Source organism: Polaromonas sp. SP1, from assembly GCF_003711205.1.
Lineage (GTDB): Bacteria > Pseudomonadota > Gammaproteobacteria > Burkholderiales > Burkholderiaceae_C > Polaromonas.
In genome coordinates this window covers 3,191,720-3,207,126 of the sequence record NZ_CP031013.1, presented here as the reverse complement: position 1 = coordinate 3,207,126, position 15,407 = coordinate 3,191,720, and the positions used below count along the sequence as shown (strand labels likewise).

15 protein-coding genes are annotated in these 15,407 nt (G+C 63.6%); 6 read left to right on the top strand and 9 right to left on the bottom strand.

The features are described 5' to 3' along the window. Positions 1-112: 112 nt before the first annotated feature. The 3 genes from folP to DT070_RS15250 form a co-directional block, all read right to left on the bottom strand. Positions 113-982 (bottom strand): dihydropteroate synthase, encoded by an 870-nt coding sequence (gene folP, locus DT070_RS15260; RefSeq protein WP_122957429.1) that lies wholly within the window; start codon positions 980-982, stop codon positions 113-115. 191 nt (positions 983-1,173) lie between these two features. Then, positions 1,174-3,096 carry an ATP-dependent zinc metalloprotease FtsH gene (ftsH, locus tag DT070_RS15255; protein ID WP_122956172.1) on the bottom strand — a complete coding sequence of 641 codons (1,923 nt, stop codon included), beginning with the start codon at positions 3,094-3,096 and terminating at the stop codon, positions 1,174-1,176. Positions 3,097-3,237: 141 nt separating this feature from the next. Further along, positions 3,238-4,008, bottom strand: coding sequence for an RlmE family RNA methyltransferase (locus tag DT070_RS15250; protein ID WP_228778485.1), 771 nt, complete (start codon positions 4,006-4,008; stop codon positions 3,238-3,240). Positions 4,009-4,050: 42 nt separating this feature from the next. Between DT070_RS15250 and DT070_RS15245 the strand changes: the two genes are divergently transcribed. The 3 genes from DT070_RS15245 (at position 4,051) to DT070_RS15235 (ending at position 7,458) form a co-directional block, all read left to right on the top strand. Next, positions 4,051-4,527 carry a YhbY family RNA-binding protein gene (locus DT070_RS15245; RefSeq protein WP_122956171.1) on the top strand — a complete coding sequence of 159 codons (477 nt, stop codon included), beginning with the start codon at positions 4,051-4,053 and terminating at the stop codon, positions 4,525-4,527. A gap of 119 nt (positions 4,528-4,646) precedes the next feature. Further along, positions 4,647-6,707, top strand: coding sequence for a M3 family metallopeptidase (locus DT070_RS15240; protein ID WP_122956170.1), 2,061 nt, complete (start codon positions 4,647-4,649; stop codon positions 6,705-6,707). Between the two features lie 91 nt (positions 6,708-6,798). Further along, positions 6,799-7,458 (top strand): glutaredoxin family protein, encoded by a 660-nt coding sequence (locus DT070_RS15235; RefSeq protein ID WP_122956169.1) that lies wholly within the window; start codon positions 6,799-6,801, stop codon positions 7,456-7,458. A 100-nt stretch (positions 7,459-7,558) separates the two neighbouring features. On the opposite strand, the gene rpiA is transcribed toward DT070_RS15235, so the two are convergent. Then, on the bottom strand, positions 7,559-8,230 hold the full coding sequence (rpiA, locus tag DT070_RS15230; RefSeq protein ID WP_122956168.1) for a ribose-5-phosphate isomerase RpiA: 672 nt from the start codon (positions 8,228-8,230) through the stop codon (positions 7,559-7,561). Between the two features lie 108 nt (positions 8,231-8,338). Here rpiA and DT070_RS15225 point away from each other — a divergent pair, with 108 nt between their 5' ends. Continuing rightward, on the top strand, positions 8,339-9,397 hold the full coding sequence (locus DT070_RS15225; RefSeq protein ID WP_122956167.1) for a quinone-dependent dihydroorotate dehydrogenase: 1,059 nt from the start codon (positions 8,339-8,341) through the stop codon (positions 9,395-9,397). Positions 9,398-9,441: 44 nt separating this feature from the next. On the opposite strand, the gene xth is transcribed toward DT070_RS15225, so the two are convergent. Next, positions 9,442-10,251, bottom strand: coding sequence for an exodeoxyribonuclease III (gene xth, locus DT070_RS15220; protein WP_122956166.1), 810 nt, complete (start codon positions 10,249-10,251; stop codon positions 9,442-9,444). A 9-nt stretch (positions 10,252-10,260) separates the two neighbouring features. After that, positions 10,261-10,518, bottom strand: coding sequence for a hypothetical protein (locus tag DT070_RS15215; protein WP_122956165.1), 258 nt, complete (start codon positions 10,516-10,518; stop codon positions 10,261-10,263). 289 nt (positions 10,519-10,807) lie between these two features. Between DT070_RS15215 and DT070_RS15210 the strand changes: the two genes are divergently transcribed. After that, positions 10,808-12,928: an NADPH-dependent 2,4-dienoyl-CoA reductase gene (locus DT070_RS15210; RefSeq protein ID WP_122956164.1), complete on the top strand. Its 2,121-nt coding sequence runs from the start codon at positions 10,808-10,810 to the stop codon at positions 12,926-12,928. Between the two features lie 87 nt (positions 12,929-13,015). On the opposite strand, the gene DT070_RS15205 is transcribed toward DT070_RS15210, so the two are convergent. Then, a complete protein-coding gene (locus DT070_RS15205) occupies positions 13,016-13,225 on the bottom strand; it encodes a DUF3820 family protein (protein ID WP_122956163.1) in 210 nt (69 codons plus the stop codon). 37 nt (positions 13,226-13,262) lie between these two features. Continuing rightward, positions 13,263-13,625, bottom strand: a complete 363-nt coding sequence (locus tag DT070_RS15200; RefSeq protein WP_122956162.1) for a translation initiation factor Sui1 — start codon at positions 13,623-13,625, stop codon at positions 13,263-13,265. Between the two features lie 254 nt (positions 13,626-13,879). On the opposite strand from DT070_RS15200, the gene DT070_RS15195 reads away from it, so the two are divergent. Continuing rightward, a complete protein-coding gene (locus DT070_RS15195; protein WP_122956161.1) occupies positions 13,880-14,623 on the top strand; it encodes a DUF2726 domain-containing protein in 744 nt (247 codons plus the stop codon). A gap of 65 nt (positions 14,624-14,688) precedes the next feature. Here DT070_RS15195 and DT070_RS15190 read toward each other — a convergent pair whose 3' ends face one another. Then, entirely contained in the window at positions 14,689-15,333 is a 645-nt protein-coding gene (locus tag DT070_RS15190) for an FHA domain-containing protein (RefSeq protein ID WP_122956160.1), read from the bottom strand. Positions 15,334-15,407 lie beyond the last annotated feature (74 nt).

Genomic DNA, 15,407 nt, shown 5'->3' with positions numbered 1-15,407 from the left:
TGTTGTTCTGGGCTTGTTGTTCCGGAGGTTCGGAAAAATGCAGGGCTATTTTAGGTCGCGCCGCCCTGCCCGCCTGTCAGCCAAAGTCTCAGAACCAGAACCGGCTTACGGCCTAGACGGGTTGCTGGCGTGCGGCCGACCACACCTTCAGCGCCTGAACAGTCTCTTTCACATCGTGCACGCGCACGATGCGGGCGCCGCGGTCTACAGCCAGCAAGGCTGCCGCTACGCTGGGCACCATGCGGTCGGCCACATCAAGCTGGGCGACTGCGGCCAGCGAGGTGCTGGTGACGGCGGCCAATGAGGATTTGCGTGACCAGGCGGCCAGCAGCGGGTAGCCTGCGGCCAGCAGCTCGTTCTGGCGTGCCAGCAAGGCAAAATTTTGCGCCACGGTTTTGCCGAAGCCCACGCCCACGTCCAGCACGATGCGGGACTTGTCGACACCCACCGCCTGCAGGCGGGCCGCGGCCGCCTCCAGGAATGCCAGCACCTGCGGCACCACGTCGCCGTCCATGGGGGCAAGCTGCATGGTCTGAGGCTCGCGGTGCATGTGCATCAGGCAAACACCGCAGCTGGGGTGGCCCGCCACGACTTCAGCAGCTCCCGGTTTGCGCAGCGCCCAGATGTCGTTGATGACATCGGCGCCCAAATCAAGCACAGCCTGCATGACCTCCGGTTTGTAGGTGTCTATCGAAAGCGGCACGCCCAGCTTGACCGCATGCTTCACCACCGGCAACACGCGCGCGAGTTCTTCTTCCAGCGGCACGGGCGGCGCACCGGGGCGGGTGGACTCGCCGCCGATGTCCAGCATGTCGGCGCCGTCTCGCAGCAGCTTGTTGCAGTGTTTCAGGACGCTTGCAAAACTGCCGTCCGGAGTGAAGTACTTGCCGCCATCAGAAAACGAGTCCGGCGTGACATTGACGATGCCCATGACGCGGGGCTGCGACAGGTCTATTTGAAAGCGGGAGGTTTGCCAGATCACAAAATTATCCTCAAACAGCATCCAGAAGTCGTGCGCAGCGCCGGGCCGCCCGAAGCAAGCACAGCCCCCTCGGGGGGGCAGCGTAGTACACGATGAGTGACAAGCGTGGGGACCATATTTGCCGGAAATAAAAAACCGGGGACTGGCCCCGGTTATGGCGACTGCCTGGCAGCCACTGGTTGTTCGTTCCTTCAGGCCACCGTCGGCGCCGGATCGGTGCTGACGGCCGGTGTGCCGCCCGTCGGGCCGCCACCGCCGCCGACGGACGAATTGCGCGGTGTCCAGTCCTTGGGCGGGCGCGGCTCCTTGCCGGCCATGATGTCATCGAGCTGGTCCACGTCGATGGTTTCCCATTCGAGCAGGGCCTTGGCCATGGCGTGCATCTTGTCCTGATTCTCTTCGATCAGCTTGCGCGCCAGGGCGTATTGCTGGTCGATGATGCGGCGCACTTCGCCGTCGACCTTTTGCAGGGTCGACTCGCTCATGTTGTTGGTCTTGGTGACCGAACGGCCGAGGAAGACTTCGCCTTCGTTTTCAGCATAGACCATGGGGCCCAATGCTTCCGTCATGCCGTAGCGCGTGACCATGTCGCGGGCCAATGCGGTGGCACGTTCAAAGTCGTTGCTGGCGCCGGTCGTCATCTGGTTCATGAAGACTTCTTCGGCGATACGGCCGCCAAACAGCATGCTGATCTGGCTGAGCATGTATTCACGGTCGTAGCTGTAACGGTCTTGCGCCGGCAGGCTCATCGTGACGCCCAGTGCACGGCCACGCGGGATGATGGTGACCTTGTGGACAGGGTCGCACTTGGGCAGCATCTTGCCGAGCAGCGCATGGCCGGACTCGTGGTACGCCGTATTGCGGCGCTCTTCCTCGGGCATGACCATGCTCTTGCGCTCGGGGCCCATGAGGATCTTGTCCTTGGCTTTTTCGAAGTCCTGCATCTCGACGGTGCGCGCATTGCGGCGTGCGGCCATCAGGGCGGCTTCATTGCAGAGGTTGGCAAGGTCGGCACCAGACATGCCGGGCGTGCCGCGGGCGATCACGCCGGGGCTGACGTCCTGGCCAAGCGGGACCTTGCGCATGTGCACGTTCAGGATCTGCTCGCGGCCGCGGATGTCGGGCAGCGTCACATACACCTGGCGGTCAAAACGGCCGGGGCGCAACAAGGCAGCGTCCAGGATGTCGGGACGGTTGGTGGCGGCCACCACGATCACGCCGACATTGGTTTCAAAGCCGTCCATCTCGACCAGCATCTGGTTGAGGGTTTGTTCACGTTCGTCGTTGCCGCCGCCCAGGCCGGCGCCGCGCTGGCGGCCAACGGCATCAATTTCATCGATGAAGATGATGCAAGGAGCGTTTTTCTTGGCGTTGTCGAACATGTCGCGCACCCGCGATGCACCCACGCCGACAAACATTTCGACGAAGTCGGAGCCGGAAATCGAGAAGAAAGGGACTTTGGCCTCGCCGGCAATACTCTTGGCCAGCAAGGTTTTGCCGGTGCCGGGAGGGCCCACAAGCAGCAGCCCGCGCGGAATACGGCCGCCCAGCTTCTGGAATTTTTGCGGGTCCCGCAGGAAGTCGACCACTTCCTTGACCTCTTCCTTGGCCTCGTCGCAACCGGCCACGTCAGCAAAGGTGACGGGATTGGTGGATTCATCGAGCAGGCGGGCCTTGGATTTGCCGAAGCTGAATGCGCCGCCCTTGCCGCCGCCTTGCATCTGCCGCATGAAATAAATCCATACGCCAATCAGGAGCAGCATCGGGCCCCAGCTGATCAACAGCGAGGTGAGCAAAGAGGTTTCTTCGCGGGGCTTGAATTCGAACTTGACGTCGTAGGTGATCAGGTCGCCGATCAGGCCAGGGTCACGGAAGGTGGCCATGGTGCGGACTTTGCCTTCGTCCACAGTGGTCGCCAGAATTTCGGTACCGCCGGGGCTTTCGGCGATAACCGCGGACTTGATCCGCTTGGCGCGAACCTGCTCCAGGAACTCGGAGTAGACCACCGTAGTACCGCTACCAACACCGCGTGTATCAAATTGCTTGAATACGGTGAACAGCACCATGGCGATCACCAGCCAGATTGCAATTTTGGAAAACCACTGATTGTTCAAGGACTACTCCGATATAAGAACAAAAGTCACATGCGCCTGATTTTAGGCGTTTCAAGGGCAAAAACCGCGTATTCCCGTCCCGGCCCTTGGTTTGAAGCGGGTTTAGGTGACTTTTACCGCTCAGGTGTGTTCAGGATGCACTCATTGAGCGGCTTCTGCCCGCTTTTTCAGCCCCCTGCCGATCAGGAAGGTTTCGGAGGAGCCGGGTCGCGAGGCTTTGGGCTTCAGGGGTTTCACTACTTTGAAGGTCTCCCTGAAGAGCTTGACCAGCTGGTCGTAGCCGCTGCCGTGAAAGAGTTTGACCACCAGCGTGCCGTCGGGTTTCATGCGGTTCCGGGCAAATTCCACCGCCAGCTCGATGAGATGGGCAATACGGGCCGCGTCGGCCGACTCAATACCCGAAAGATTGGGCGCCATGTCCGAGATCACAAGATCCACCCGAACCTGCCCCTCCGGCGTGGCCAGGGCCTCTTCAAGCTGTTGCAGCACCTCGGCCTCACGAAAGTCGCCCTGGATGAAGGTCACGCCCTCGATCGGCTCCATGGGCAGCAAATCGAGCCCGATGATGCGGCCGTTGAGCGTGCCGGCCGCGGCCCCCGTGGGCGAGAGGCGCCGCCGCACGTACTGGCTCCAGGCGCCCGGCGTGCTGCCCAGGTCAACGACGCAGTCGCCCGGCTTGACCAGGCCGAAGGTTTCGTCGATTTCCTTCAGCTTGTAAGCTGCGCGCGCCCGGTAGCCCTCTTTCTGGGCGAGTTTGACGTAAGGGTCGTTGATGTGGTCGTGCAGCCACGCTTTATTGACCTTTTTCCCCTTCCCGCCGGCTTTTGCGGCGACCTTCCCGGCCGCCTTGGCAGCGGCTTTGGCGTCGGTCTGGACGCCGGGCTTGAAATCGGTCTTGGCATTTACTTTCATGGGGTCTATTGTCCTCTTCCCGACACGCCCGATAATTGGGGCATGGCTCAAATACAACTTACCCCCGCCCAGCGCAAGGATCACCGCGCCGATGCCCACCACCTCAATGCGGTTGTGATGATCGGCTCAGACGGCCTGACCGCTGCCGTCAAGAAAGAAACCGATGCGGCGCTCAACGCCCACGGGCTCATCAAGGTGCGGGTGCAATCCGACGACCGCGCCGGCCGCGAAGAGATCTTCCAGACCCTGGCCGACGAACTCAACGCCGCGCCCATCCAGCACATCGGCAAGCTATTGGTGCTGTGGCGCCCGATGCCTCCCAAGGAAAAAAAGGTCAATGAAGACCGCATGCCCGGCCCGCGCGACGTCAAGGTCCTGAAAAACAGCTCCCGCTACGGCCAGCGGCCCGAGGTCAAAACCCTGCGCGTGCTGGGCAACCAGCGCCTCACGCCGGGCGGCACCGTCAAGCGCGCCAAAAAGCCCCAGCTCAAAAGCGTCAAGAAAAGCGCGCAAGGCTGACGCGCTCCCCGCCCCGGCGGCCCCAAAAAGGCCCGGGGCAATCGCTGCCATAGCGACATTCTTTTCGCCGCACGGCCCGCAAGCCTTTAGATTCGAGACTTTCGCCCACAGCTACCGTCATGACCAATCCCCTCCTCGATTTTTCCGACCTCCCGCTGTTTGACCGGATCCAGCCTGAACATGTGGCTCCGGCCGTTGACGAATTGCTGGCCAAAGCCGATACGGCGCTGGAAGAAGTCACGGCGGCGGACTTCCCGGCCACCTGGGCCGGCATCGCCCGCGTGCTGGACGTCGCCACCGAAAACCTGGGCCGTGCCTGGGGCGCCGTCAGCCACCTCAACAGCGTGGCCGACACGCCCGAGCTGCGCGTCGCCTACAACGCCGCCCTGCCGCGCGTGACCGAGTTCTGGACGCGCCTGGGCGCCGACGAGCGCCTTTACGCCAAATACAAGGCCATCGACGTCAGCACCCTGAATGCCGAACAGCGCCAGGCGCACAAAAACGCGATCCGCAACTTTGTGCTCTCAGGCGCCGAATTGCAGGGCGCCGACCGCGACCGCTTCGCGAAAATCCAGGAGCGCCAGGCCGAGCTCAGCCAGAAATTCAGCGAAAACGCGCTGGACGCGACCGATGCCTTTGCCTATTACGCCACCGAGGCTGAAATCGCCGGCATCCCCGCCGACGTGCTGCAGACCGCGCGCGCCCAGGCCGAATCAGAAGGCAAAACCGGCTACCGCCTCAGCCTGAAGATGCCCAGCTACCTGCCCGTCATGCAGTTTGCCGTCAGCAGCAAGCTGCGCGAAACCCTGTACAAGGCCTACACCACCCGCGCCAGCGACCAGGCAGCGCCCGAGTTCAGCCAATTCGACAACAGCGCAATCATGCAAGAGATCCTGGCGCTGCGGCTTGAAGAAGCAAAGCTGCTGGGCTACAAAAATTTCGGCGAAGTGTCTGTCGTGGCCAAGATGGCCAAGTCGCCCGAAGAGGTGGTTTCGTTCCTGCGCGACCTGGCCCGGCGCGCCCGCCCCTATGCCGAAAAAGACGTTGCCGACCTGCGCGCCTTTGCCTCCAGCCAGCTCGGTCTGTCAGACCCCAACCCCTGGGACTACGCCTATATCGGCGAAAAGCTCAAGGAAGCGCGCTACGCCTTCAGCGAGCAGGAAGTCAAACAGTACTTCACCGCCCCCAAGGTGCTGGCCGGCCTGTTCAAGATTGTGGAAACCCTGTTCGAAGTCGCCATCCGCAAGGACTCGGCCCCGGTGTGGAAGCCCGGCGTGGAGTTCTACCGCATCGAGCGCAACGGCCAGCTGGTGGGCCAGTTTTACCTCGACCAGCCGGCCCGCACCGGCAAGCGCGGCGGCGCCTGGATGGACGATGTGCGCGCCCGCTGGCTGCGCCCGGACACCGGCAAGCTGCAAACCCCGGTGGCGCACCTGGTGTGCAACTTCGCCGACGGCGTGGGCGGCAAGCCTGCGCTGCTCACACACGACGACGTGACCACGCTGTTCCACGAGTTCGGCCACGGCCTGCACCACATGCTGACACAGGTCAATGAACGCGACGTCTCCGGCATCAGCGGCGTGGAGTGGGACGCCGTCGAGCTCCCTAGCCAGTTCATGGAGAACTTCTGCTGGGAATGGGATGTGCTCAAGCACATGACGGCCCACGTCGACACCGGCGCGCCGCTGCCCCGCGCACTGTTCGACAAGATGCTCGCCGCCAAGAACTTCCAGAGCGGCATGCAGACACTGCGCCAGGTCGAGTTCTCGCTGTTCGACATGCTGCTGCATACCTCGCACAACCCCGCAGACGACCTGATGGGCCTGCTCAATGAGGTGCGCAAGGAGGTCTCTGTGATCCCTGCACCAGCCTACAGCCGCACGGCTCACACATTCAGTCACATTTTTTCAGGCGGTTATGCCGCGGGCTACTACAGCTACAAGTGGGCAGAAGTCCTGTCGGCCGATGCCTACGCCGCCTTTGAGGAAACCGCGACAGCGGCCGCCTCGGCCCCTGGCGACGATGGCGGCAAGACCACGGTGACCGTGGAAACCGGCCGAAAGTACCGGCAAGCCATCCTCGAAGCAGGCGGAAGCCGCCCCGCAATGGAGTCATTCAAGGCCTTTAGAGGCCGTGAACCCTCGATTGATGCTTTATTGCGTCATCAGGGAATGGCTTGAAAACGTTAGTAGACTTATTAGACTTCTAACCTTTGAAACCTTCACCTTTGCCCCGTATTCAAATACCGTCCCTGAGACCGACTGGAAAATCATGAAATCAAACGCAATGAAATCTCTCGCGCCTCACGCACTCGCGGCCCTGGCGGTGCTGGCAGGCGGTCTGTTTTCGCCGCTGGCGCAGGCCCAGCAGGTCTACCGCATCGTGGGCCCCGACGGCAAAGTGACCTTCTCCGACCAACCGCCGCCCGCCGCAACGGGCAGGGTGAGCACGGCCAATACCGGCTCCGGCGGCGGCAGCGCATCCACCGGCCTTCCCTTTGAGCTCCGGCAGATCGCCAGCAAATATCCCGTCACCCTGTATACCAGTGACAACTGCGGCCCCTGTGGCTCGGCGCGGGCCCTGCTCACCAACCGTGGCGTTCCCTTTTCCGAGCGAACCGTCTCCACCAGCGAAGATGTCCAGGCGCTCCAGCGCCTGAGCGGCGACGCCTCCCTGCCCTTCGCCACCATCGGCGGCCAGCAGCTCAAGGGGTTTTCCGACGCGGAGTGGACGCAGTTCCTGAACGCTGCGGGTTATCCACAAACCTCGACGCTTCCCGCAAGCTATCGCCGCCCTGCGGCCACGCCGCTGGTGACCGTGAGCGCACCCACCACCGCATCGGCCGCCGCGCGGCCTGCCGCGGCGGCCCCTGTTGCGCCAACTCCTGTGGCACCTCCGCAAGAAGACAACCCGGCCGGCATCAAGTTCTAAACGGGACCTGACTTCAGAAACAACAACGCCGGGCTCAACCCGGCGTTTTGCTTTCCGGGCCTGAAGCAGGCCCCTTACCGTCTTACCGTCTTGCGGGGTTTTAAAACACCAGCGTCTTGACGCCACCCGGCGCGCCCAGCAGGCACACATGCGCCTTCTGGAAGGCAAACACCCCCACCGTCACCACACCCGGCCACTGGTTGACTTGCGACTCAAAACCCAGCGGGTCGGTGATCTTCAGGCCCGTCACGTCCAGGATGTGCTGGCCGTTGTCGGTGATGAGCGGTTTGCCGTCTTTCAGGCGCAGCGCCGCCTTGCCGCCCAGGCCGGCAAACTGCCGCGTGATGCGCTTGGCCGCCATCGGAATCACCTCAACCGGCAGCGGGAAGTTGCCCAGCACCGGCACCAGCTTGGACTCGTCGGCGATGCAGACAAATTTGCGCGACTGGGCCGCGACGATTTTTTCGCGCGTGAGCGCCGCGCCGCCGCCTTTGATCATGTAGCCGGCGTTGTCGATCTCGTCGGCGCCGTCGATGTAGACCGCCAACTCGTCAACTTCCGTCGCATCGAACACCTTGATGCCCAGCGCCTGCAGGCGTTCGGTCGAAGCCACCGAGCTGGACACCGCGCCGGCAATCTTGTCCTTCATGGTGGCCAGCGCGTCGATGAATTTGTTGACGGTCGAGCCGGTGCCGACGCCGACAATGCTGCCGGCTTCCACGTAGTGCAGGGCCGCCTGGCCGACCAGGGTTTTGAGTTCGTCTTGGGTCATGGTGTGTTGGGAAGGGAAGGTGTGGAGAGGGAAATCGGGAGGATGAAACGGTTTTGCGACAATCAGGGCTCTGACGCCCATCCATAGCCACTTGCACTGAATTATCCAATGTCCCTGCTCCCCTACGCCCTGGCCCGTCCGTTTTTATTCGGGCTGGACCCCGAAACCGCCCACGAGTTGACCATGGCTTCACTGGCGCGCACCCAGGGCACGCCGCTGTCGCTGGCCTATTTGTCCAGCCGCGTGAGCGACCCGATCGAGCTGGCCGGACTCACCTTCCCCAACCGCGTGGGCCTGGCCGCCGGACTCGACAAAAACGCCCGCTGCATCGACGGCCTGGCCGCCATGGGCTTTGGCTTTGTCGAGGTGGGCACCGTCACGCCGAAGGCCCAGCCGGGCAACCCCAAGCCGCGCATGTTCCGCCTGACGGAAGCCAACGCGCTGATCAACCGCCTGGGCTTTAACAACGAAGGGCTGGACGCTTTTCTGGCCAATGTGCAGAAGTCCAGCGTGCGCAAGCAGGCCGCGCAAGGCAAAGGCCAGCTGCTGCTGGGCCTGAACATCGGCAAAAACGCCGCCACGCCGATCGAAAACGCGGTCGATGATTACCTGATTTGCCTGGACGGCGTGTACCCGCATGCCGACTACGTCACGGTCAACATCTCCAGCCCCAACACCAAAAACCTGCGCGCACTGCAAAGCGACGAAGCGCTCGACGCCCTGCTGGGCCGCATTGCAGAGCGCCGCGAAACCCTGGCGGCGCAGCACGGCAAACGTGTGCCGATTTTTGTGAAGATCGCGCCCGACCTCGACGAAGCGCAGGTCGACGTGATTGCCGCTACGCTCAAGCGCCACGCCATGGACGGTGTGGTCGCCACCAACACCACGCTCAGCCGCGACGCCGTCAAAGGCATGCGCCATGCGGAAGAAGCCGGCGGCCTGAGCGGCGCGCCCGTGCTCGAAGCCAGCAACCGCGTCATCGGCCAGCTGCGCGCCGCGCTGGGCAAGGGCTTTCCCATCATCGGCGTGGGCGGCATCCTGAGCGGCGCTGACGCCGTCTCCAAAATCAAGGCCGGCGCCGACGTGGTGCAGATCTACACCGGGCTGATCTACAAAGGCCCCGAGCTCGTCACCAGCGCCGCGATTGCGATCAAAAAGAGCCGCTAGCCCAATATCCGCCTTGGCTATATGCTATTGAATTCATAGCAAAGTCAGGGAGCTTTTTTTCGGGGTGCGGCCTTCCGCGCCGGCGCGCCCAGCTCCACCCACACCGGCGCATGGTCGCTGGCGTGCGCTTCCCCACGCACCCAGCGGTCTACGCCCGCAGCCTTCAGCCGCGGCGCCAGCTCGGCATTGAGCAGCACGTGGTCGATGCGCAAGCCTTTGCCCTGCTGCCAGTGCTGCCTGAAGTAATCCCAGAAGGTGTAAATGCGCTCATCGGGGTGCAGATGGCGCAGGCTGTCGACCCAGCCCTGCGCCAAAAGCTTTTCATACGCGGCCCGGCTTTCGGGCTGCATCAGCGCGTCGCGTTTCCACGATTTGGGGTTGTACACATCCAGGTCGGTCGGGATCACATTGAAATCCCCCGCCAGCGCCACCGGGTGGCCTGACGCGTAAAGCCCCGCAGCGTGCTTTTGCAGCCGCTTGAACCAGGCCAGCTTGTAGTCAAACTTGGGGCCGGGCTGTGGGTTGCCGTTGGGCAAATACAGGCAGGCGACCACGATGCCGTCTACCGCCGCCTCAAGGTAGCGGCTCTGGTCGTCGGCCGGGTCCCCAGGCAGCTCACGCCTGATTTCAATCGGCGCCTCGCCTTTGGCCAGGATCGCCACGCCGTTCCACGAGCGCTGGCCTTTGAACAACGCGCCGTAACCGGCGTCCTCCAACGCAGCGCGCGGAAAGACGCCGTCCAGCGCCTTTAACTCCTGCAGGCACACCACGTCGGGCGCTTCTTTGGCGAGCCACGCCAGCAGCTGCGGCAGCCGCGTCTTGATGCCGTTGACGTTAAAGGTCGCGAGTTTCATCAGTAGCGGTCAAACACCCGGTGAGGGCTTCCCCTTGCGCGGTCCGCGCCGGAAGGCTTCCGCACCGCCGCTGCCGCCACCATCCGGGAAAGTGTGCTGTTTGAGCTTGCTTGCCTCGCCAGGTTGAGGCGGCTTCACCGGGTTTTCAATCAAGGTGCTGGCATCGTTGCCGTCGGCTTCGTCATCCGGCTCGGTGGGATGGGGATGCGGCGGACTTACGCCTTCACCGGTTTTGGCGCGTGTCGGGCTGGTGCTGGGTTTGGGCATGGAGGCTCCGGATGGTGTTGCACCTAAATTACCCCCGCCGGTGGAAAGCGGGTGTCGGACAAAACCGCAAGGCTTTCTGCGACGACATCGGAAATTCAAGCAAAAAGTGCCTGCAGCCCAATATCCACCTTGGCTACCCGCTCCTGAATTCATAGCAAATGAGAACCGGTAAACCACCCTAGGGTAAGCCCGAAGCCCCGGTAGAGCTTGTCCCCTAGAGCACCCGGCCGCCTTTGTAGCGCGCCATGTTGCGACTACCATGCAGGCAGTTTTTGACAGGAGACCTGCCTTGGCCGCGACCCCCTCTTCGGCGACAACGCCCCCCGCTTCCGCTTCCTTTTCTGGTTCATCTTCTCCTTATCCCCACCTGCTCGCCCCGCTGGACCTGGGCTTCACCACGCTGAAGAACCGCGTGCTGATGGGCAGCATGCACACCGGCCTGGAAGACGGGCGCAAACACTTTCCCGCCATGGCCGCCTACTTTGCCGAACGCGCACGCGGCGGCGTCGGCCTGATGGTCACCGGCGGCTTTGCGCCCAATATCGCGGGCTGGACCAAGCCCTTCGCCGGCATGCTCGCCAGCTCGGGCGCGGCGCGCCGCCACAAGCAGGTGACCGACGCCGTGCACGCAGAAGGCGGCAAGATCGCCCTGCAAATCCTGCACACCGGCCGCTACGGCTACCACCCGCTGTGCGTGGCGCCTTCACGCATCCAGAGCCCGATTTCGCCCTTCACCCCGCGTGAGCTCAGCGCCGGCGGCATCGAGCGGCAAATCCGCGCCTTCATCCGCTGCGCCATGCTGGCCCGCGACGCCGGCTACGACGGCGTCGAAATCATGGGCAGCGAAGGCTACTTCATCAACCAGTTCCTCGTCACCCACACCAACCAGCGCACCGACGACTGGGGCGGCAGCTACGCCAACCGCATGCGCCTGGCCGTCGAGATCGTGCGCCGAACGCGCGAAGCCGTCGGGCCCGACTTCATCATCATCTACCGCCTCTCGATGATCGACCTGATCCCCGGCGGCAGCAGCTGGGAAGAAGTCGTGCTGCTGGCCAAGGCGGTAGAGGCCGCCGGCGCCACGCTCATCAACAGTGGCATCGGCTGGCACGAAGCCCGCGTGCCGACGATTGCCACCTCGGTGCCGCGCGGCGCCTTCACCTGGGTGACCAAAAAATTACGGGCCGACCTGCGCGCCGCCGGCCTCACCATCCCCGTCGTCACCAGCAACCGCCTGAACATGCCTGAATTGGCCGAGCAGGTGCTGGCCGACGGCGCCGCCGACATGGTCAGCATGGCCCGCCCCTTCCTGGCCGACCCGGAGTTCGTCAACAAGGCCGCCCAGGGCCGCAGCAAAGAGATCAACACCTGCATCGCCTGCAACCAGGCCTGCCTGGACCACGCCTTCAAAGCCAAGCTGGCGAGCTGCCTCGTCAACCCCCGCGCCGGGCACGAGACCGAGCTCATCATCAACATCACGCCAGCCCAAAAACGCGTGGCCGTGATCGGCGCCGGGCCCGCCGGCCTGGCCGCCGCCACCACGCTGGCCTTGCGCGGCCACAGCGTTGATTTGTATGACGCGGCCGACAAAATCGGCGGCCAGTTCAACCTGGCCAAACGCGTGCCCGGGAAGGAGGAGTTTGAAGAAACCCTGCGCTACTTCGGCCACCGCATCACCGGCACCGGCGTGCGCCTGCACCTGAACACGCGTGTCAGCGCCGCAGACCTTATCGCGCAGAAGTTCGACGAAGTCCTGCTCGCCACCGGCGTCACACCGCGCAACCCGCGCATCCCCGGGCAAGACCACCCCAAGGTGCTCAGCTACATCGACGTGTTGCTCGGCCGCCAACCGGTGGGCGAACGCGTGGCGCTGATTGGCGCAGGCGGCATCGGCTTTGACGTGGCCGAGTTTCTTGTCACGCCCACCGGGCATTCCACCGCGCTCGACCTGCCCGCCTGGCTGGCCGAATGGGGCGTGGCCGACCCGGCCGACGTGCGCGGCGGCGTGGTGCGCCCGCAAGTCTCGCCCCCCGCACGCCAGGTCACCCTGCTGCAACGCAAAGCCGGCAAGCTGGGCGCAGGCCTGGGCAAAACCACCGGCTGGATTCACCGCGCCGCGCTGAAGATGAAAAACGTCGAGATGCTCTCGGGCGTCAACTACGAACGCATCGGCGAGCACGACGGCGGCCTGGGCCTCTTCATCACCTTCGGCGAAAAGCGCCTGGACGGCACCGTGCTGACGGTCGACAACATCGTGCTGTGCGCCGGGCAAGAGCCTTTGCGTGAGTTGCTGGAGCCCCTGCGCGCAGCCGGCGTCAAGACACACCTCATCGGCGGCGCCGACGAAGCCAGCGAGCTGGACGCAAAGCGTGCGATTGACCAGGGAACGCGGGTGGCGGCGGCGATCTGAGCTTGGCCGGGGCGCTACTCTTTTGATAGCTACCAGCCCAGGTAGATAAAGGGCTGGAGGCCGATTTGGCTTAAAAATAGTCCCCCGTCAACGCCGCAACGGATCGAGCAAGGGCTTGAGCCCGTTGTGGTCGATCTCCTGCATCAGCGCCAGCAGGCGGCCAATCTCGCCTTTGGGGAAACCTTCACGGGCAAACCAGTTGAGGTAGTTGCCGGGCAGGTCGGCAATCAGCGTGCCCTTGTGTTTGCCGTAGGGCATTTCACGCGTCACTAATAAGAGAAGGTCTTCGGGGTTCATGTCTGCTTTAAGGGCTTGGCCTTAGCCGCTTAGCCGCTTAGCCGCCGGCCCGCTTGGCGGCATGGCCGAGCTTTTGCAGCGCCTGCATGACGGTGTCGCAGTGGTCGCCCTGCACTTCAATCACGCCGTCCTTCACGGTGCCGCCGGTTCCGCACGCGGCCTTGAGCTGCTTGCCGAGTTGCGCCAGTGCCGGGGCGTCCAGCGGCAGGCCTTTGATCACCGTGACGGTTTTGCCGCCGCGGCCTTTGCTTTCACGGCTGACGCGCGCCACGGCGCCCGGGGCGGGTACGGTCGGCGCCTGTTGGCAGGTGCAGGCGGCAACGGGCTGGCGGCAGCCGGGGCACATGCGGCCTGCGTCGGTGGAATACACAAGGCCGCCGCTGGCGGACGTTTTTTTCATGGGGGGATTGTTAACCGGGCCGCGGTTGAACCGTGGAAAAACCGAACAAGGTACAGAAGAAAGTCGCTCGGGAGACACTCGCGGCCGCCCGGCGCCGAATCAACACGAAAGGTGTAGTTTTAGAACGACCGCCCGGAAAAAATCGTGACTTACTTCACGAAAAAAAGGAAATGTACCTTATAAACACGGCAGGGATAGACAGTACGCCCCCCTTCGGCACATAACAACTTCCGGGCGACTTGAGGACTAGAACAATGACGGGTACGAGTTTTCTGATCGGCTTCTTTATCTTTGTGGGCAGCGTTGCCCTGGGGGCATTGGGCTACGAGCGCTGGCTGTCGCATGTGGTGTCGGCCCGCAAGAAGGTGGCGCGCAACCACGCACTGCGCCGCAAGCCGATCACCAGCCGGGACGAACTCGCCGTCTGGCGCTGGCTCGAAGAAGTCTTTCCCGAGCATCGCGTCCTGGTGAAAGTGCCTTTTACCGGCTTTATTGAACCCAACCAGCGCGGCGGCGATGCGCATTGGCAGGCGCTGCTGAGCACGGTGAGCTTTTCCTGCGCGGTGGCCGACCGCTCGGGCACTGTCCTGGGTTGCATCGACGTGCTGGGGCGCGGCGAGGTGACGGACCGCAAACACGCGTTCAAGCGCGAGCTTTTGGCGCGCGCCGGCATCCCCTACTGGATCGTCGAAAGCCAGCGCCGGCCCAGCGCGGCGCTGCTGCGGGAAAAATTCATCGGCCCGGCCAATGCCGAAGCCGCCAAGCCCGCAAAACCGGCGCCCCGCCCTGCGCCTGCGAAGCTTGAGCAGCCGCAGCTGTCGCGCGTGTCGAGCAACGCGTCGGACCTCACGAAAACCGGGCTGACACCGCTGCATTTGAAGTCAACCCTCAAGCTGCGGGCGCTGGCCCGGGCCTTTGCGTTGCGGGTGGCTGGCGAAGCGCCGCCGCGCAGGCACATGGGCTACCCCAGCACAAGCACCAGCAGCTCGATCATCTGATTGCCGCCTGCTCGGGGTTTGCGCCCTCTCCCGGAGGGTGAGGGAGAGGAAGAGGGAGTAAGGCCCTAACCGCCCTTCAGCAAAAACTCCATCTCGGTCCCGGCCAGGTTCAGCACATCGTGGTGTGCCAGCGGCATGGCTTTGGGGCCTATCGGTTTGCCGTTGCAGGTTGAAGGGGTCGGGCCATCCATATGGGCGACGTAATAGCCGTCGCGCCGGTGCGAGATCGACACCACGGCCACGCCCGGCTGGCCGAAGGTGGTGACGGCCTTGACGACCGGCATTTCAAGGCCCGCGGATGAACCCGACAGCACCTTCAGGCTGGCCTGCATCGCGCCGCTGGTGCCGGGCAGGCCGATCGCGTCCAGCGACATGGCGGTGGTTTCCTGGCTGGCGTCGGCCTCTTCTTCATGCTCGGACCTGGCCAGGTACACGATGCGAAAGTTGCCGATGTTGATCACGTCGTTGTCCTGCAGCAGTTCACGCGACTTGATCATGTGGCCGTTGAGGTAGGTGCCGTTGGTGCTGCCCAGGTCTTCCAGGTAGACGTCTGCGATGCCCTTCATCAAAAACGCGCAGTGCTCGCCGCTGACGATCAGGTTGTCCAGGATGATGTCGTTGTAGGGCCGGCGGCCCAGCGTGGTCCGGTCGCTCTTGAGATACACGTGTTTGATCTCAACGCCTTCGACCGATGCAATGAGTTGCGGCATGGGGGCCTTTCTGCAGGATGGGTCGCCGGGCACGCCCTATGCGGCAGGCGACGAACCATCGTAGCGCCGCTACC

Bases quoted from the DNA above. Each gene is read 5' to 3' on its own strand.
- DT070_RS15250 (WP_228778485.1), bottom strand. From the start codon at position 4,008: ATGAAAGTAAATGCCAAGACCGATTTCAAGCCCGGCGTCCAGACCGAC.
- DT070_RS15215 (WP_122956165.1), bottom strand. From the start codon at position 10,518: ATGCCCAAACCCAGCACCAGCCCGACACGCGCCAAAACCGGTGAAGGC.
- DT070_RS15205 (WP_122956163.1), bottom strand. From the start codon at position 13,225: ATGAACCCCGAAGACCTTCTCTTATTAGTGACGCGTGAAATGCCCTAC.
- DT070_RS15235 (WP_122956169.1), top strand. From the start codon at position 6,799: ATGAAATCAAACGCAATGAAATCTCTCGCGCCTCACGCACTCGCGGCC.
- DT070_RS15225 (WP_122956167.1), top strand. From the start codon at position 8,339: ATGTCCCTGCTCCCCTACGCCCTGGCCCGTCCGTTTTTATTCGGGCTG.
- DT070_RS15240 (WP_122956170.1), top strand. From the start codon at position 4,647: ATGACCAATCCCCTCCTCGATTTTTCCGACCTCCCGCTGTTTGACCGG.
- DT070_RS15195 (WP_122956161.1), top strand. From the start codon at position 13,880: ATGACGGGTACGAGTTTTCTGATCGGCTTCTTTATCTTTGTGGGCAGC.
- DT070_RS15245 (WP_122956171.1), top strand. From the start codon at position 4,051: ATGGCTCAAATACAACTTACCCCCGCCCAGCGCAAGGATCACCGCGCC.
- DT070_RS15190 (WP_122956160.1), bottom strand. From the start codon at position 15,333: ATGCCGCAACTCATTGCATCGGTCGAAGGCGTTGAGATCAAACACGTG.
- DT070_RS15200 (WP_122956162.1), bottom strand. From the start codon at position 13,625: ATGAAAAAAACGTCCGCCAGCGGCGGCCTTGTGTATTCCACCGACGCA.
- xth (WP_122956166.1), bottom strand. From the start codon at position 10,251: ATGAAACTCGCGACCTTTAACGTCAACGGCATCAAGACGCGGCTGCCG.
- rpiA (WP_122956168.1), bottom strand. From the start codon at position 8,230: ATGACCCAAGACGAACTCAAAACCCTGGTCGGCCAGGCGGCCCTGCAC.